The sequence below is a fragment of the Pantoea eucrina genome, from assembly GCF_002095385.1.
GTDB classification, from domain to species: Bacteria; Pseudomonadota; Gammaproteobacteria; order Enterobacterales; family Enterobacteriaceae; genus Pantoea; species Pantoea eucrina.
This window is the reverse complement of sequence record NZ_MIPP01000061.1, coordinates 1-16,847: the sequence shown is the minus strand read 5'-3', so window position 1 is coordinate 16,847 and position 16,847 is coordinate 1. Positions and strand designations below refer to the sequence as shown.

Sequence of the window (16,847 nt, the reverse complement as noted above, 5' to 3'; positions counted from 1 at the left end):
CCGGGGCACAGGCTGCCGCCGCAGCTGACGGCGAACGGAACCGGCCCCGTGCCCCTGTGGCGAACGGAACCAGTCCCGTGCCCCACGCCCCCGTGGCGAACAGAACCGGCGCCAGCCTCCTCTCTCTCTCTCAGGTCCTGACGCGCAGCCGCGCTTCAATCATATCGGCGAACTTTGTCACCACCCACGCGATCACCATATAAAACACCACGGCAATCAGGAACGCTTCGAGATAGTAGAAGTTCAGCGCCGCCGTCAGCTGCGCCTGCGCAAAGATATCCACCACTTCGATAGCAAAGGCGAGCGACAGCGCTTTCATAATCACCATAAAGGCGTTGGCCAGATCCGGGATCGCCGCCACGATGATTTGCGGGAACATCACGCGCCGGAACAGCTGGCCACCGCTGTAACCCAGCGACAGCGCAGCGTCGGACTGGCCGCTGTCGAACGAGTTCAGCGCCCCTTTCCACACTTCTGCCTGAAATGCCGCTACGCAGGCGCTCAGCGCGACGATGATAATCACCCAGTTAGGCAGCGAGTGAGCATTCACCTCGACGTTAAACAGCGTAGCGAAGAAATGCAGCGCGGATGGCAGACCGTAGTAGGCGAGAAAAATCACCACCACCATCGGCACGCCTTTAAAGGCAATTTTGTAAACCATCACCAGCTGACGCAGCAGCGGAATACGCTGATGCTCAATATACGCAAACAGCCCGCCCAGCAGCGTGGAACAGATAAACACCGTCACCGCCATCAGCAGCGTAACCGGCACCGCATCCAGAATGCTCCAGAAATCGGGCAGTAGTACTTCAGTATCAAACATGCGCGCTCTCCCGATCAGACGCTGGCGGTCAGCTTGACGCGCGCCGCTTTGGCGCTGTACTTCGCATGACGCTGTTCAAAGAAACGAATAATCAGCCAGGCGACCAGACAGAGCAGCGAATAGATCACCGCAAGCACCAGATAGGTACCAAACTGATACTGGTTGTAATCGCGCTCCATAATCAGATGCGCCGTCGCCATGACATCAGCGGCACCGATATACATCACCAGCGCAACGTTATGGATCAGGTAAATTATCGCGTTACCATAGCCCGGCAGCGCAAAGTGCACCGCCTGCGGTCCTACCACGCGCAGCATCTTGTGACGAAAGCCGTAACCCAGGCTGTCCGCCGCATCGTGCTGACCGCGCTCTACCGCCAGAAACGCCGGGCGCATCACTTCGGAGAGATAGCCGCCGTGATAGAAGCTCAGGCCAATCATGGCGGCCAGATTAGGTGAAACAAAATCCGTAAAGCCGAGCTGCTGCGTAATCAGCGGCAGGCCGTAGAAAGCGACAAACAGCTGCAGAACCACCGGCACGCTGCGCGCATAAGAGACGTACAGATCGGCCAGCTGGCTGACCAGCGGAATACGACGGACGCGGAAAAGCGTCGTGATGAGCGCCAGAACAAAGCCAGCCAGCATCGCAACAAACATAATACCGAGCGTCAGCGGCAGCGCTGACAGCAGCTCGGGGATCATGGCGGATAGATTCACGGTGAAACACTCCTGCTTACTATAGAGCCGCGCCTGCCAGAGAGCCGGCGCGGTATCTGCTTGTGAATCCGTTACTGCATATATTTCGTGACGTCTTCACCAAACCACTTCTGCGCCAGCTTATCCAGCGTGCCGTCCGCCTTAAGATCCTGCAGCGCCTTTGTAATGTCCTGACTCAGCGCCTGATTCTCTGCCGAACGATGCAGCAGCACATAGGTGTTGTTGATCGCCACCGGTTCGCTCGCTTTGATAGCCAGTTTCTGGTTATCAATGACCGTCTGCTCGCCGAGGTTTGATGGCAGGATCAGCGCGTCATACTTGCCGTTCTGCACCTCTTTCAGGCGATCCGGATAGGGCACGCCAGCACTGGAGGCTTTAATGGCGATCTTGTCGTTCGGATTATCCTGCTGCCACTGCGTCACAAATTTGTAGACGCCACCGCCAGCGGTCACCGGGACAACCTTTTTGCCCACCAGATCTTTCATGCCCTGAATGGTGCTGTCGCTGCGGCTGTAGATCTTCATCAGGCTGGCACCCATCGGTGCATCCGGGATCAGGAACTGCTTGCTACGCGCCGGGGCCTTATAGTAGCCGCCGGTTGCCATATCATATTTGCCGGTCGCCAGCCCGGTCTCCTGAGCGATATCCGCGGCGCCTTCCATCACAAATTTGTACTGCGGCAGTCTGGCATTAATCGCTTTCAGCACGTCGGGCTCATAGCCCTGCGGCTCATGACCAATCGCGCCCCAGGAGAGCGGCTTGGACTCTGCAGCGGTAGCGATTTTGATGGTGCGAACCGCATCGGCAAAGCTGCTGCCGCTGACCAGCGCCAGTGCGATGATGCCAGGCGCGGCCAGGCGACGTAATGTTGTTTTAAGTGCAGGCATGATCTTGATTCCTCTGATTATTAGAATATGCGTTCTGAGCTGAGAAACTGGGCAAGGCGCGGCAGGGTCGGGTTTTCAAACATCTCTGCCGGGGTACCCTGCGCGGCGACCACCCCCTGATCCATAAACACAATGCGGTTAGAGACGCTTTTCGCAAACTGCATCTCATGCGTGACCAGCAGCGAGGTGATGCCTGAGGAGGTGACATCTTTGATTACCTTCAGCACCTCACCCACCAGCTCCGGATCCAGCGAAGAGGTCGGTTCATCAAACAGAATGACCTCCGGCCGCACCGCCAGTGCGCGGGCAATGCCGGTGCGCTGCAGCTGTCCGCCAGATAGCTGGGAAGGATAGTGATCGGCTTTCGCGCTGAGTCCGACCCGCTCCAGCTCCTCAAGCGCGATGGTCCGCGCCTCCTGGCGGCTTTTGCGCTGGATCACGATCAGCGGATCCATCACATTCTCCAGCACCGTCATGTTCTTAAAGACGTTGAACTGCTGAAATACCATCGCGGTACGCAGGCGGATCGCCTGGATCGCCGCTTTATCGGGTTTGCGATAATCCATGCGGATCTGATCGAGCGCGATCGTTCCGGCTGTGGGCTTTGCCAGATAATTAATGCAGCGCAGCAGCGTGGTTTTACCGGTGCCGCTTGGCCCGATAATCGACACCACATCGCCCCGCTTTACCGTCAGATCGACCCCTTTCAGAATCGGGTTGTTACCATAGGCGAGCGTAATATTATTAAGTTCTAACATGGCATTGCCCTATTTATTCAGGTCAGCATGGCCCAGCACATGCATCAGGCGGTTGGCCCAGCCAAAGATGGCGATAGCGTGGATCAGGTCGATAATCTCCCGATCGTCCATTCCGGCCGCACGCAGCGGCGCAATATCTTCTGTCGTCGCTTCGGCTGGCGTGACCGACAGGCGGCGGGCAAAGTGATAGATCGCGGCGTCGCGCTCGCCCAGCGCATCGGCGCGGTCAAAATAGATTGCACTGACCACCGCGTCGTTTTCAGCCAGCTGCACGTGCCGGCGCGCATGCACCACAGCGCAGTAGCGGCAGCCGTTCACGATTGACGCGCCCAGCGCGCCCAGCTCGCGATCGGCGCGATTCAGTCCGCCCTCAACATACATAATGGCGTTGAACAGCCCGGTACGTGCGGTGTAGCTTTCCGGATCGTGCACCAGCGTGCGGACATACTCCGACACCTTCTTATTGGAGGGTGTAATTTTCATCGCATCGCGCTGGGCCGGCGTGGCGTCGTCTACGCTGACCGGCGCAATATAGGGGTGCCAGTGCAGCGGCTTCAGGGAAACAGAAGGGATCATGCTGACCTCAGCAGGCGCAGGCCAGCCGCCACGCGCGTCTGAAAGTTAACAAAGGCGATCAGCTCAGAGAGCGCCACAATCTGCGGGTTATTCAGCCCCGCCTGCTCCAGCAGCCGGATGTGCTGCTCGGTGGCCTGCACCGGCTGAGACGTGACCAGATCGGTATGACGCACAATTGTTGCCAGCGGTTCGCCTGCCGGCAGCGCACCTTCCGCCAGCGCCAGCAGCTCATCTGCCGGCTGCAGCTGCGCCAGCTCATGCTGATACGCCTGCTCCAGCGCACTGTCCTGATTCAGCCGCGCCATGCGCTGCGCCAGCGCCAGCCGCAGGGCTGCAGAGAGCCCCTGGTCATCTTCCGGTGTCAACACGGAGCGACGGCACGCCTCGGCGCCATCAACAAACTCCGGCCGCAGCCGCCGCGTCTGGTAGAGCGCCGCGTCAGGGGTCAGCCCGGCGGCGCGATCGATAGCGTCACTCATAACGCGTTCTCCTGATTCAGTAAGGGGGTGGCGTCCACCCATTCATCGCCCTGTAATTCAGGCGTGTCATACGCCTGCAGGCTGGCATAGTGCTGCTCCACATCCTCGGCAAACAGCGAGGCCGCAATCGCCCGCACCAGCCGATCGGCACCGGCGCTGACCGCAGGGATATCACCGGAGACTTTGCCGTGCGTCAGCATTGCGGCATCATTGAAACAGTGAATATGTGAAAGCATCGGGCAGGCGCCGGGTGCCCGCTCGCGAAACTCAAACCCGGGTCCCAGGTCAGGCGCCTCCAGCATATTCTGGCGCGCCGGCCCCATGGCAGGCTGATAGCGACCGTCTGCCCAGCGGCGGATGTGCGGGGCGATGGCGGCGAATTCGGATCGGCCGCTGAAATCGTTGCTGAAACCGGTAGCCGCAATCAGGTAGTCATAGCGCAGCGGCCCCTGCGTCGTCTCAATGACCAGCTCATCCCCTTCGGGCCTGACGGCATTGATAGCGCAGTTCAGCAAAAAACGGGCATTTTCATGACGCGAAACGCGCAGGGTGGAGGCGCGCGGCGGCGGCGTCTGGGTGGCAGCGGTATAATCAACAAACTTCCATTTCCACATATCCGGCAGCTGGTGCATACCGTGTACCACGCCCTGACTGCCGATACCGGTCATTTTATTGATGCGCGGCATCGCTTTACGGCGGATCAGCAGATCCACCCTGGCTGCGCCCTGCTCCAGCGCGGTTGCGGCATTATCCATTGACGAAGCACCAGCACCAATCACCGCAACCCGCTTACCCTGCAGCGCACGGAAGTCGATGTTGTCGGCGGAGTGTGCCCAGAAGCGGCGATCGACGCCCTGCAAAAAGGGGGGAACGGCAACGCCGCCCAGGCCGGAACGGCCGGTTGCCAGCACCAGCCGGCGGGTATAGACGCGTGCCGGCGCTGCGCCTTCCAGCGTCAGCGCAATCAGCGACCCGGCAGGTTCAATGGCGGTAACGCGGACGCCGTTCTGTACCGGAAGATTGAGTACCTGCCGGTACCAAACCAGGTAGTTCATCCACATCTCTTTCGGGATTTTGTCCAGCGCCTGCCAGGCCGCTTTTCCCCACTGCGCGGTATACCATGCGCGAAAGGTCAGCGAGGCCAGACCGAGTGCCGGTCCCTGCAGTGACTTAGGTGAACGCAGCGTCTCCATACGGGCAAACGTAACCCACGGCCCCTCCTGCCCCGCTGGTGCGGTATCGTAAGTAATACTATTGGTGATACCCGCCAGCTGCAGCCGGGCCGTCGCCGCCAGGCCGCACATCCCGGCACCGATCACGACAACATCGCGCACCGGCTGATTATCAACCGTGTGTGCAGGCACCCAGGGTTTTGCGGGCAGTTCAAGGTATTCCAGGTCCTGCTGTAGCTGAGCTTCCAGCGCGGCCAGACCGTCGGCAGCTGAAGTCATATAAGTATCCCCTGATGTCAGCGCAAAAACACTGTCAAACGCATACCCACAATCGCCGGCCTTATTATCCTGATAACGCATAGTTACCGGCTAATGATTGTTAATACACATAGTAAAAGCTAAGGCTTTGCATACTCCTCCTGCGGCTGGATGGAGTCAATAATAGCGCTCAGCATTTAACCAATGGATTTCTTATATCTTATGCCGGAATGGGTATAAGCCAGTTGCCACGCCCTGCAGACGCCTTAAAGCTGATTGATAAGCCGCATAACGCGGGTGTGTTCGCTTGAGGCCAGCCGCTGAAAATCGGGCAACAGCGCGGCAGCCGCGGCGGCGAGCGCTTCTACCAGCGCCTGTGCTGCCGCGGTGATCTGCCGTCCCTGCGGCGTGACCACGCCAAAGTAGTAAGGAATATCCTCTTCCAGCGTACAGATAGTGACGCCAGCCAGCGGCATTCCCCAGCCGGAAACCGGCTCCAGAATAGCCACGCCCAGCCCGGCGCGGACGCAGCCAAGAATATTTGCCGAAGAGTTGGTTTCAATGGTTTCCGGTAGCGGCGTATTGACACGCTTCAGCGCTTTTTCATAGCGCCCGCGCAGGCGCTGCGGGTTCCAGGGGGCGATAAGTCGCCGTCCCGCCAGCTGGCTGAGCGATATCTGCGGCTGCGCCGCAAGCGGGTCGCTATCCGGCAGCGCCACCACGCAGCGCGCGTGGCCGATCCAGTGCAGTACCACTGCATCATGCTCCAGCGGCAGGCTGCAAAGGCCGATGTCCGCCTCGGCGGTGATCACCGCGTGCGCCGTTTGCGCAGCAGACTCACTGATGATCTGCACTTTATTGTGCAGGCCAATCGCCGCCAGCGCCTGCGGCAGCAGCCCTGCCGCCAGCGCCGGCGTGGCCGCAATGCTGAGTGGCCGCTGCTGCTGCTGCGCGATCTCCTGCGCACGCAGCCGGATCTGCTGCAAAGAGAGCAGCGCTTTCTGCACATACTGATGCAGTTGCAGCGCCTCTTCGGAGGGGTGAATACGCGGTCCGTTGCGGATAAAGAGCGGATAGCCCAGAGAGAGCTCCAGCTCCTGCAGCTGGCGTGAAACCACAGGCTGTGAGCGATTCAGCGCTTTCGCTGCGGCGGTCACGCTGCCCGCTGCAATAACCGCTGCGAACGCTTCCAGCTGACGCAGATCGAGATCGTTGAGTAAATTCATTACGGGGTGATTCCTGCATGCTTGCTCACCGGGCTGAGCATAAGTGATGCCGCCATCATAAGGTGCAGAGCCCCGTTAAGTCACTGCATAACCTGAAAGTCTCAATTTAGGTAATGACCACTCCAGAATATATTATTGCCCTGGCTGAAATGATCTCAGTCAAAAAAATCAACTGACAAAAAATTACATGTTAAATTTAAGAAATACTTTCCACCGCTGCGCTTAATTCCCTTCATACGACACGCTGTTACCTTGCAATATAAATCTGTACAACAAACAGTAAAATCGTACAACTTATAAAAACCACCTTTAATTGAAGCAAGGCACTAAAAATAAAGGATAAATATCTAAAAATACCGAGATAAAATTTATTGTACAAATAGTATTTCTCTGTACACAAAACAAATCGTGATTTTATAAATTAGCTCTTAAAGAAATAAAAAATATAAAAACCCCAATTAAGATTATTCCTGACTGGCGCCCTTGTTAATCCGGAAAATAACGCTAACCTTAAGTTGCAAACTAAATACTTTAATATGCTTTACCCTCTGAGGAGTAAATGATGAGCAATCCACGTGGCGGTGCCGGTAATTTTGCCCTGAATCCTGAACGTGCCCGCGAAGCGGGGAAAAAAGGCGGTCAGGTCAGCGGCGGTAACTTTCGCAATAACCCTGAGCGCGCAATTGAAGCGGGCCGTAAAGGGGGTAAAAAGAGTCGTCGTGGCACAGATAAAGATGCTGCACAGGGTGCACAGGCTTAACATTAACGGGAGAATCTAATGACTTACGAAGAACATTTTATTGACTGGGTCAGAGATGCACACGCTATGGAGAAGCAGGCGGAGAGCATGCTGGAAAAAATGGCAGCCCGGCTCGAACACTATCCCGATCTCAAAGCGCGTATTGAGCAGCACATTGATGAAACACGTGAACAGCAGCAGCTGGTGCAGAGCGTCATTGACCGTTACGACACGTCCCGTTCGGTGATCAAAGATGCCGCAGGAAAACTGTCGGCGTTTGGCCAGGCGTTGGCGGCATGATGACTGAAGATGAGGTGGTTAAAGGCGCTATCAGCGGCAACGTTTTTGAGAACTTTGAGATCGCGAATTACACTGCGCTCATTGCCGCGGCGGAACAGCTTAACGACAGCGAGAGCGTGTCAATTTTCACCCGCATTCGCGAGCAGGAACAGGCGATGGCCGACTGGACAGCCAATCATCTGGGCAACGTTACAAAGCAGTTCCTTATCCGCTCCAGTACACCGGGCGTAGAAGCAAAGAAATAGCGTTGGCTGCGCTTTGATTTTCTTCCCCGGACTTTGACATTGCATATTATCTATCGGCCAGCTGGCCAGCCAGCACAGTAAGGTTGCTTCTGTGCTGGCCTTTTATGCCTCATTTACCTGCGCGAACCGCCTCGCCTGCCACCAGATCAGCAGCGCTGTCAGCGCAATCACGCTTAGCGTGCTGAACGCCACGCTATAAGAGTAGTGCCTGACAATCATGCCGGTCAGCGCCGGACTAAAGGCGGCACCCGCTCCCTGCATCAGCATCACCGCACTCTGCCCGGCATTAACGTGTCCGCTGCCGCGCAGCAGCTGCACAATGTAGCCTGGCACCGCAACGCCCAGCGTACCGGCTGCAATGCCGTCCAGTATCTGAACCGGGATCATCAGCCAGGGATCGGTAAAGCTGGCGGCGAGTACGGCGCGCAGCGGCAGCAGCAGCAGCGGCAGCATAATCAGACGCTGATACCCCAGCGTTTCGGCGCGCGCCGCCGTCCAGAGCGCTACCGGGATCATCACCGCCTGCGAGATAATCACGGTTGCAGCAGCATAAACGCCGGGATTCATGCCGCCGGGCGAGGCGGCTACGCGCATACTGAGCATCGGCAGCAGTGCCGCATTCGCGAGATGGAACAGCAGCAGCGTGATGCCTGTGGTCATCAGCGGTGCGTTGCGCGTCAGGTCAGAGAGGCGGGGAACCGCGCCGCCCGCAGACGCATCCAGACCGCGCGCTGCCTGATGGTCAATATCTTTTCCGCGGATGGCCAGGATAGCGAGTGAGGTCAGCAGCGCCATCGCTGTCATCAGAATAAATACCGAGCCGGTCCCCCAGTACCATGTCGCGGCCCCGGCAATCAGCGCAGCGCTCATATTCCCGGCGTGGTTAAACGCTTCGTTGCGCCCCATCTGCCGGTTAAAACCGCGCTGTCCGGCCAGACCCAGCGTGATCCCTGCCAGCACCGGGGCAATAAACGCGGCAGAAACGCCGCTGATGATCTGCGTAATTGCTACCACCCAGCTTTGCTGTGAATACCAGAGCCACAGCGTGGCAACGGTAATCAGCGCGCAGCCACCCAGCAGCAGCAGACGTTTGTAGCGCGTGGCATCCGTAACGATCCCGGCAGGCAGCGTGGCGATAAGCCCCGCCAGCCCGCCCGCCGTCATCACCAGGCCGACATCATTTGGCTGCCAGCCACGCTGCGTTAAAAATATCCCCAGAAAAGGTCCCAGCCCGTCGCGCACGTCGGCGAGAAAAAAACTCACCAGACAAAGCGCCTGCAGCGATCGTATCGGCATTGCTCATATTCCTGATTTTTTAGTGCGGGTCCGCCTGTTAAGTAATGGCAAAGATTCAGGAAAAGTCACGTAGTGTAAAAGTAACTAAATGAAAGCAGTGTTCGCAGCTGTCTGTCTGTATCCGGGGTGCGATCGTGCAGATGAAGGTGCTGACTGTGTCAGACCAGGAGGAGTGGAGCGTATACGCCGGAGCGCAGAGCGAATATGGGGAGCGCAGAAAAGCAAAAACCCGGCCATAAGGCCGGGTTTTCTGAATTGTGGTGCCCGAACCCGGAATCGAACCAGGGACACGCGGATTTTCAATCCGCTGCTCTACCGACTGAGCTATTCGGGCAACGGGGCGCATTAAACCCTACCCCGGTCGCAGCGTCAAACGCTTTTCAGCAAATACGCGCTGACTGCTGACTTTTAGAGCATCCGCTGCGCTTACTGGTTAAATTCTGACACACTCTGCTGCGCTGTCGCGATGGATTTTCGCATCCGGCTGCCGATAACCGTGCTGACATCCAATAAACATAAAAAGGTCCGCCATGTTCAGCACTATTGCATCAGGTATTATGTCACGCCTTGCGTGGCAAAAGCGCAGCCGCGCAACGCTCAGTTCATTGCAGGATGTGATTGCCATGATTGAGTTTACGCCGGATGGCAAAATCATTACCGCCAACGATCTGTTTCTGGAGCGCATGGGCTATACCCTGCCGGAGATCGTCGGGCAGCACCACGCGCTGTTTTGTACGCCCGACATGGTTCACTCGGCCGCGTATCGCGATTTCTGGCAACGGCTCAACCGCGGCGAGGGGTTCAGCGATAAGTTTCTGCGCGTGGCGAAACACAGCCGTCCGGTCTGGCTGGAAGCCAATTATGTGCCGGTACAGGACCGCAGCGGCCGGGTAATAAAGATTGTTAAGCTGGCGAGTGACATTACGGCACACATTCTGGATACGCAGGAGCAGCGCGCCATGACGGCGGCTATCGATCGCTCAATGGCGGTTATCGCCTTTAATCTGCAGGGCGAAGTGCTGATGGCAAATGACAACTTTCTTAAAACCATGGGCTATCGGGAGCAGGAGATCCTTGGCCGGCACCACAGTCAGTTCTGTCCGCCAGAAACGCAGCAGAGCAACGCCTATCGTCGTTTCTGGCAGAAGCTGAATCAGGGTGAATACATCTCCGGCCAGTTTCAGCGCGTGGATAAACAGGGCCGTACCGTCTGGCTGCGCGCCACCTATAATCCGGTTTTCGATGAGGCGGGCACTCTCTATAAAATTGTTAAATTCGCCACTGATGTGACCCCGCAGGTGGAGAAGAGCCAGCAGGAACGTGACGCTGCGCAGCAGGCGTATCAGACGGCGCTGCAGACCAGCGAAAGCACCCGCCTGGGCGCTACCGTGCTGGAGAACAGCGTGCAGACCATGAATGCGCTGGCAGGCGAACTGCACGGTATCTCCGGTGATATTACCAATCTCAGCGACTCCTCCGATCGCATTGGCGCGATTGTCGAAAGCATCCGCCGTATTGCCGAACAGACCAATCTGCTGGCGCTGAACGCGGCGGTTGAGGCGGCGCGGGCCGGACAGCATGGACGCAGCTTTGCCGTGGTGGCGAATGAGGTGCGTGCGCTGGCGGAAAATATCAATCGCGCCACTACTGAAATCGAAAACCGGGTGCGCGATAACCATCTGCTGGCAGAGAAAGCGCTGCAGGGCATTGCATCTAACCTGAAGCGCGCCGATCAGGGCGTACTGCTTGCTCAGGAGGCGGGCGACATGATGGCGGAGATCCGCGGCAGCTCAGGTGACGTGGTCCGCGCTATCGGCCACGTCACCGCGACGTTAAAAGAAGAGTAGCCGCTACTGCCCTGCCGTCTGCAGCGGCGCGTCGGATGCCGGCGGCAGGAAGATATGATCGAGAATATTGCGCATTACCGGCGCGGCGCTCACGCTCTCGTTTCCGCCGTTTTCCAGAATCAACGCAATCGCCACTTTAGGATCGCTGAACGGTGCAAAGGCGGTATAAAAAATATGATCGCGCAGCCGGATCGGGATCGCTTTCGCATTATAGGTCTGGTTCTGCTTCAGGCTGAACACCTGCGACGTCCCGGACTTCGCTGCAATGCCGTATGGCGCGGTATGAAAATATTTATATCCGGTGCCGTTAGGGGCGTTAGCCATACCAAACATCGCCCGGCGCACCAGCCCCCAGTATGGCGAGTTCGCCTCGCCAATCTGCGGCTGCGGCCTGACGGGCTGATAAGGCTGCTGCCAGCCGCCACGCTGCGCTTTAGCCAGCAGATGCGGCGTGATCACTTTGCCGTTATTGATCAGCGCGACCATCGCCCGGACCATCTGGATCGGGGTTGCGATCCAGTAGCCCTGCCCGATCCCGACTGATACCGTATCGCCCTGATACCACGCCCGTTTATGCACCCGTTTTTTCCAGGCGCGATCCGGGAGCAGACCGGTGTACTCTTCGTTGAGATCGATACCGGTTGACTTGCCATAGCCAAACTGGCTCAGCATCGTATGAATGCGATCGATACCCATCATAAATGCCACCTGATAGAAAAAGGTGTCTGCCGACTCCTCAATCGCTTTAGTAACGTCCAGCATACCGTGGCCCGTTTTTTTCCAGTCGCGCCAGGTGCGGTGCGTGCCGGGCAGGGTCCAGGTGGGTCCGCCAAAGAAGGTGGTCGCGGGCGTGATAGTGTGGGTCAGCAGTGCAGAGATCGCCATATATGGCTTTACCGTCGAGGCGGGCGGATAGAGGCCCTGCGTGACGCGGTTGATAAGCGGCAAATCTTTATTCTGCAGCAGCGCTTTGTAGGCTTTATAACTGATGCCTTTCACAAACGGGTTGGGATCGTAGCTGGGGCTGGAGACCATCGCCAGCACGCTGCCGTCGTGCGGATCTTCAATCAGTACCGCCGCGCGCTGGCCGGCCAGCTGCTGCTCAACATACTGCTGCAGATGCAGATCGAGGGTCAGCCAGATATTTTTGCCAGCCACCGGCGGAACCTCTTTCAGCACGCGCACGATGCGGCCATGGTTGTCGACCTCCACTTCCTGGTAGCCGGTTTTGCCGTGCAGCAATGCCTCATAGTAGCCTTCAATGCCCTGCTTGCCGATGTTATGGTCCGCGGCGTAGTTCTCCTCTCTGCCCGCCTCGTTCAGCCGCCTGTAGTCAGCGTCGTTGATTTTGGAGACGTAGCCCACCACGTGCGCCAGGTCAGCGCCGTAGGGGTATTCCCGATCCTGATAAGTCGATACGCTGACGCCGGTGAAGCGAAACTGGTTCACGGCAAAGCGCGCCACCTGACGATCGGTAAGCTCCGCTTTCAGCTCGACCGGTTTATAGCGGCTGCTGTGCTGCAGCGCATGCCTGAATGCGTCAATATCATCGGGCGTCAGATCAAGCAGCGGCGTCAGGGCGCGGAGCGTGGCCGCCATATCGCTGACCTTATAGGGCGTGACCAGTACGTCATACCAGGTGACATTGTGTACCAGCGGAATGCCGTTGCGATCGTATATCAGCCCGCGTGTAGGCGCGATGGGGATCATTTTAATGTCGTTTTCGTTGGAGCGCGTCTGGTAGTAGCGGTGCTGACGGACCTGCAGACGATAAAGATTGATTCCCAGAACGATAAAGCAGGTCACCACCAGCGCAAATGCCACCAGCGCCCGCCGGGCAAACAGTTTTTCTTCAGCTTCGAAATTGCGAAAATTCATCAGGAAAGGGTCTCTTCATTATCGCGCTTATGATAAACAGCGTGAGCGTCAGAGCCAGCCTGAAGATGCACAAGCCTGGGTAAAAGTGTGTCAGATGTTTACGGAGGGAGGACCGGAGCGCATTAATGCGCCCCGGACACAGGCGAAGTTAGTCGCCCAGCAGCACCGATTCCAGTGCAATTTTGATCATATCGTTGAAGGTAGTCTGACGCTCTGCCGCGCTGGTCTGTTCGTGCGTGCGGATATGGTCAGAGACGGTACAGATGGTCAGCGCTTTCGCACCAAACTCTGCCGCCACGCCGTAGATCCCTGCGGCTTCCATCTCAACGCCGAGGATGCCGTACTTCTCCATGACATCAAACATCTGCGGATCGGGCGTGTAGAACAGATCCGCAGAGAAGATGTTGCCGACGCGCGCGTCAACGCCCAGCGCTTTTGCTGCGTCAACCGCGTTGCGTACCATGTCAAAGTCAGCAATCGCTGCAAAATCATGATCTTTGAAACGCATACGGTTTACTTTGGAGTCGGTGCAGGCGCCCAGACCAATCACCACATCACGCAGTTTCACGTCAGCACGTACTGCACCACATGAGCCGACGCGGATGATTTTCTTCACGCCAAAATCGGTGATCAGCTCTTTGGTATAGATTGAGCAGGATGGGATCCCCATACCGTGGCCCATTACCGAAATCTTACGGCCTTTATAGGTGCCGGTGAAGCCAAGCATACCGCGTACGTTGTTGACTTCCACAACATCGTCCAGGAAAGTCTCAGCGATATGCTTTGCGCGCAGCGGGTCGCCAGGCATCAGCACGACGTCCGCGAAATCACCCATTTCTGCATTAATATGTGGCGTTGCCATGGTTCTTATTCCTTTTCAAAAAAGTGTGCGCTGTTTTACAGCATGCTTTTGCCGTAGTCCATGCTGGAGAGGCCAAAGTACGCGGCAATGGTCTGGCCGATATCGGCAAAGGTGTCGCGATAACCCAGCGATCCCGGCTTGACGCCCGGACCGTAGATGAGAATCGGGATATGCTCACGCGTATGCTCAGTGCCTTCCCAGCTGGGATCGCAGCCGTGGTCAGCGGTCAGGATCAGAATATCGCCCTCCTGCACCAGCGCCATCAGCTCTGGCAGACGGCGGTCAAACAGCTCCAGTCCGCCGGCATAGCCTGCGATATCGCGGCGATGACCCCAGGTTGAGTCGAAATCAACAAAGTTGGTAAAGACGATAGAGGTGTCAGGCGCCTTTTTCATCTGCTCAATCGTGGCGTCAAACAGCGCGTCGAGACCGGTCGCTTTCACTTTCTGCGTGATGCCCTGATGCGCATAGATATCGGCAATTTTACCTACCGAGATCACTTCCCCGCCCTTCTCGTCGACCAGCTTTTTCAGCATGGTCGGTGATGGCGGCTCAACGGCCAGATCGTGACGGTTGCCGGTACGCTCAAAGCTGCCCGCTTTATCACCCACAAACGGACGGGCAATGACGCGACCGATGTTGTAGCCGCCTTCCGTCAGCTCTTCACGGGCAATTTCACACAGTTCATACAGCCGCTCAAGGCCAAAGGTCTCTTCGTGACAGGCGATCTGGAACACCGAGTCTGCTGAGGTATAGAAAATCGGCTTACCGGTTTTCATGTGCTCTTCACCCAGCTGATCGAGGATCACCGTACCGGAAGAGTGGCAGTTGCCGAGATAGCCCGGCAGATCGGCGCGCTCCACCAGCTTATCCAGCAGCGCCTGCGGAAAGCTGTTCTCTTTATCGCTAAAGTAGCCCCAGTCGAACAGAACCGGGACACCGGCAATTTCCCAGTGGCCGGAGGGGGTATCTTTGCCGGAAGAGAGTTCGCTGGCGTAAGCGTAAGCGCCGATGATTTCAGCATCTGGATCCAGCCCTGGCGGAAAGCGGCCGGTCGAGAGTTCTGCCGCTTTGCCAAGACCGAGCGCGGTCATGTTTGGCAGATGTAGCGGGCCTTCGCGCCCTTCGTTTGCGCGACCTTCAAAACAGGCTTCAGCGATATGGCCAAGCGTATCTGAACCCGCATCACCGAATTTATCAGCATCTTTACTGGAACCGATGCCGAAGGAGTCGAGAACCATAATAAAAGCACGTTTCATGCAAGTCTCCTGCGCGCCAGGCGCGATGACAAGTCAAAAAAAAGCGATCAGATCAGTATACCTGAATGGCTGCTGTCTGGCACGCAGTAACGCCACTATTCACTGATGCGGCGATATACCACGGGCGTGGTTTCAGGTGCCTGGTCGCTCAGTACGATGGCGGTTCTGACCGCCTGCGCGGCTTCCTGCCACTGCGCTTCCGAGGCGGCATGGATCATCGCCAGCGGCCGCTGCGTATCAACCCGGCAGCCCAGCGCAATCATGTCGCTCAGGCCTGTGCTGTAGTCGATTGTATCAGTGGCCCGCCGCCGCCCGCCGCCCAGCGCCACAACGGCCATGCCCAGCGCCCGCGTATCCATCGCGCTGACGATCCCCGCTTCTTCTGCATAGAGCGGCCTGCTGAAAGCCGGCGCCGGCAGATAGTGATCTATCCGCTCGATAAAATCTGCCGGCCCGTTCTGAGCCGCCACCATTCGTGCGAATACCTCGGCAGCTTTACCGTTATCCAGCACCTGCTGCAGTTTCTGCCGCGCCTCGGTGTCATTCGCTGCCAGCTGGCCGGACACCAGCATCTCAGCGCAAAGCGCCATCGTGACCTCATACAGACGCGGATTGCGCGCCTCGCCGGTCAGGAACTGCACCGCTTCGCGCACTTCCAGAGCGTTACCCGCGGTTGAGGCCAGTACCTGATTCATGTCGGTAAGCAGCGCGGTGGTCTTGCATCCTGCGCCGTTCGCCACCCGCACAATCGACTGCGCCAGCTGTTCCGAGGCGGCAAAGGTGGGCATAAAGGCGCCTGAACCCACTTTGACATCCATCACCAGCGCATCCAGCCCTTCTGCGAGTTTTTTGGCGAGAATCGAGGCGGTGATCAGCGGAATGGAGTCAACCGTGGCGGTGACATCGCGCGTGGCGTAAAAGCGTTTATCTGCGGGCGCGAGCGAGCGGGTCTGCCCGATGATCGCTACCCCCACCTGTTTAATTATGTCGCGGAAACGGTCGTCGCTGGGGTAAATATCAAAGCCCGGAATGGCCTCCAGCTTATCCAGCGTGCCGCCGGTATGACCCAGACCGCGTCCGGAGATCATCGGCACATATCCACCGCAGGCGGCGACCATCGGTCCCAGCATCAGAGAGGTAACATCGCCTACGCCACCGGTTGAATGTTTATCCACTACCGGACCGTTGAGCTGCAGCGATTGCCACTCCAGAACCGATCCTGAGTCGCGCATCGCCATGGTCAGGGCAACGCGTTCCTGCAGGTTCATATCGTTAAAATAGATGGTCATCGCCAGCGCAGCGATTTGCCCTTCCGAAACGGTTTCATCGCGCACGCCATCGATGAAAAAGCGGATCTCCGCCTCACTCAGCGGCTGCCCGTCACGTTTTTTCCGGATGATTTCCTGTGGCAGAAACAAGGTTGCCTCCTGTGATTGCTGGTATATACGCGGCGCATAAATGCGCCCTCTACGGGAATGTTGGATTTTGTACCCCGTAGGGGGCGCATTCATGCGCCCCTGGCCGGA

15 protein-coding genes, 1 tRNA gene and 1 pseudogene are annotated in these 16,847 nt (G+C 57.6%); 3 read left to right on the top strand and 14 right to left on the bottom strand.

What is annotated here, in order from left to right:
- Nucleotides 1-130 precede the first annotated feature (130 nt).
- The 8 genes from HA43_RS17575 to HA43_RS17540 all read right to left on the bottom strand — a co-directional run bounded on the left by HA43_RS17575 (nt 131) and on the right by HA43_RS17540 (nt 6,895).
- Nucleotides 131-823 (bottom strand): amino acid ABC transporter permease, encoded by a 693-nt coding sequence (locus HA43_RS17575; protein WP_094112238.1) that lies wholly within the window; start codon nt 821-823, stop codon nt 131-133.
- 14 nt (nt 824-837) lie between these two features.
- Nucleotides 838-1,524: an amino acid ABC transporter permease gene (locus tag HA43_RS17570; protein ID WP_199560449.1), complete on the bottom strand. Its 687-nt coding sequence runs from the start codon at nt 1,522-1,524 to the stop codon at nt 838-840.
- 86 nt (nt 1,525-1,610) lie between these two features.
- Nucleotides 1,611-2,426, bottom strand: coding sequence for a transporter substrate-binding domain-containing protein (locus HA43_RS17565; RefSeq protein ID WP_039380121.1), 816 nt, complete (start codon nt 2,424-2,426; stop codon nt 1,611-1,613).
- A gap of 20 nt (nt 2,427-2,446) precedes the next feature.
- A complete protein-coding gene (locus HA43_RS17560; RefSeq protein ID WP_094112236.1) occupies nt 2,447-3,184 on the bottom strand; it encodes an amino acid ABC transporter ATP-binding protein in 738 nt (245 codons plus the stop codon).
- Nucleotides 3,185-3,193: 9 nt separating this feature from the next.
- Entirely contained in the window at nt 3,194-3,760 is a 567-nt protein-coding gene (locus HA43_RS17555) for a peroxidase-related enzyme (RefSeq protein WP_094112235.1), read from the bottom strand.
- Nucleotides 3,757-4,239, bottom strand: a complete 483-nt coding sequence (locus HA43_RS17550) for a CMD domain-containing protein (protein ID WP_094112234.1) — start codon at nt 4,237-4,239, stop codon at nt 3,757-3,759. Before HA43_RS17550 ends, HA43_RS17555 begins: the two co-directional genes overlap by 4 nt.
- The gene (locus tag HA43_RS17545) at nt 4,236-5,690 is read right to left on the bottom strand and encodes an NAD(P)-binding domain-containing protein (RefSeq protein ID WP_094112239.1); all 1,455 of its coding nucleotides are present in this window, start codon (nt 5,688-5,690) and stop codon (nt 4,236-4,238) included. Before HA43_RS17545 ends, HA43_RS17550 begins: the two co-directional genes overlap by 4 nt.
- A gap of 245 nt (nt 5,691-5,935) precedes the next feature.
- On the bottom strand, nt 5,936-6,895 hold the full coding sequence (locus tag HA43_RS17540; RefSeq protein WP_052246444.1) for a LysR family transcriptional regulator: 960 nt from the start codon (nt 6,893-6,895) through the stop codon (nt 5,936-5,938).
- A 562-nt stretch (nt 6,896-7,457) separates the two neighbouring features.
- Here HA43_RS17540 and HA43_RS17535 point away from each other — a divergent pair.
- Nucleotides 7,458-7,655, top strand: coding sequence for a con-10 family general stress protein (locus HA43_RS17535; RefSeq protein WP_039380126.1), 198 nt, complete (start codon nt 7,458-7,460; stop codon nt 7,653-7,655).
- Nucleotides 7,656-7,673: 18 nt separating this feature from the next.
- Nucleotides 7,674-8,179: pseudogene (locus HA43_RS17530) on the top strand (ferritin-like domain-containing protein).
- Between the two features lie 102 nt (nt 8,180-8,281).
- Here the strand turns inward: HA43_RS17530 and HA43_RS17525 are convergent.
- Both HA43_RS17525 and HA43_RS17520 read right to left on the bottom strand, forming a co-directional pair.
- Nucleotides 8,282-9,475 carry an MFS transporter gene (locus HA43_RS17525; RefSeq protein WP_094112233.1) on the bottom strand — a complete coding sequence of 398 codons (1,194 nt, stop codon included), beginning with the start codon at nt 9,473-9,475 and terminating at the stop codon, nt 8,282-8,284.
- Nucleotides 9,476-9,733: 258 nt separating this feature from the next.
- Nucleotides 9,734-9,809, bottom strand: a tRNA-Phe gene (locus HA43_RS17520).
- Between the two features lie 196 nt (nt 9,810-10,005).
- Here HA43_RS17520 and HA43_RS19335 point away from each other — a divergent pair.
- Complete coding sequence (locus tag HA43_RS19335; protein ID WP_094112232.1) at nt 10,006-11,322, top strand: methyl-accepting chemotaxis protein; 1,317 nt, start codon at nt 10,006-10,008, stop codon at nt 11,320-11,322.
- A gap of 3 nt (nt 11,323-11,325) precedes the next feature.
- On the opposite strand, the gene mrdA is transcribed toward HA43_RS19335, so the two are convergent.
- From mrdA to deoA, 4 genes are all read right to left on the bottom strand, one after another.
- Complete coding sequence (gene mrdA / locus HA43_RS17510) at nt 11,326-13,200, bottom strand: penicillin-binding protein 2 (RefSeq protein ID WP_094112231.1); 1,875 nt, start codon at nt 13,198-13,200, stop codon at nt 11,326-11,328.
- Between the two features lie 148 nt (nt 13,201-13,348).
- Nucleotides 13,349-14,062, bottom strand: coding sequence for a purine-nucleoside phosphorylase (gene deoD, locus HA43_RS17505; protein ID WP_039380134.1), 714 nt, complete (start codon nt 14,060-14,062; stop codon nt 13,349-13,351).
- A gap of 35 nt (nt 14,063-14,097) precedes the next feature.
- Nucleotides 14,098-15,321, bottom strand: a complete 1,224-nt coding sequence (gene deoB / locus HA43_RS17500) for a phosphopentomutase (RefSeq protein WP_094112230.1) — start codon at nt 15,319-15,321, stop codon at nt 14,098-14,100.
- A 95-nt stretch (nt 15,322-15,416) separates the two neighbouring features.
- Nucleotides 15,417-16,739 carry a thymidine phosphorylase gene (gene deoA, locus HA43_RS17495; protein WP_094112229.1) on the bottom strand — a complete coding sequence of 441 codons (1,323 nt, stop codon included), beginning with the start codon at nt 16,737-16,739 and terminating at the stop codon, nt 15,417-15,419.
- Nucleotides 16,740-16,847 lie beyond the last annotated feature (108 nt).

Bases quoted from the DNA above. Each gene is read 5' to 3' on its own strand.
- HA43_RS17575 (WP_094112238.1), bottom strand. From the start codon at position 823: ATGTTTGATACTGAAGTACTACTGCCCGATTTCTGGAGCATTCTGGAT.
- HA43_RS17570 (WP_199560449.1), bottom strand. From the start codon at position 1,524: ATGATCCCCGAGCTGCTGTCAGCGCTGCCGCTGACGCTCGGTATTATG.
- HA43_RS17565 (WP_039380121.1), bottom strand. From the start codon at position 2,426: ATGCCTGCACTTAAAACAACATTACGTCGCCTGGCCGCGCCTGGCATC.
- HA43_RS17560 (WP_094112236.1), bottom strand. From the start codon at position 3,184: ATGTTAGAACTTAATAATATTACGCTCGCCTATGGTAACAACCCGATT.
- HA43_RS17555 (WP_094112235.1), bottom strand. From the start codon at position 3,760: ATGATCCCTTCTGTTTCCCTGAAGCCGCTGCACTGGCACCCCTATATT.
- HA43_RS17550 (WP_094112234.1), bottom strand. From the start codon at position 4,239: ATGAGTGACGCTATCGATCGCGCCGCCGGGCTGACCCCTGACGCGGCG.
- HA43_RS17545 (WP_094112239.1), bottom strand. From the start codon at position 5,690: ATGACTTCAGCTGCCGACGGTCTGGCCGCGCTGGAAGCTCAGCTACAG.
- HA43_RS17540 (WP_052246444.1), bottom strand. From the start codon at position 6,895: ATGAATTTACTCAACGATCTCGATCTGCGTCAGCTGGAAGCGTTCGCA.
- HA43_RS17535 (WP_039380126.1), top strand. From the start codon at position 7,458: ATGAGCAATCCACGTGGCGGTGCCGGTAATTTTGCCCTGAATCCTGAA.
- HA43_RS17525 (WP_094112233.1), bottom strand. From the start codon at position 9,475: ATGCCGATACGATCGCTGCAGGCGCTTTGTCTGGTGAGTTTTTTTCTC.
- HA43_RS19335 (WP_094112232.1), top strand. From the start codon at position 10,006: ATGTTCAGCACTATTGCATCAGGTATTATGTCACGCCTTGCGTGGCAA.
- mrdA (WP_094112231.1), bottom strand. From the start codon at position 13,200: ATGAATTTTCGCAATTTCGAAGCTGAAGAAAAACTGTTTGCCCGGCGG.
- deoD (WP_039380134.1), bottom strand. From the start codon at position 14,062: ATGGCAACGCCACATATTAATGCAGAAATGGGTGATTTCGCGGACGTC.
- deoB (WP_094112230.1), bottom strand. From the start codon at position 15,321: ATGAAACGTGCTTTTATTATGGTTCTCGACTCCTTCGGCATCGGTTCC.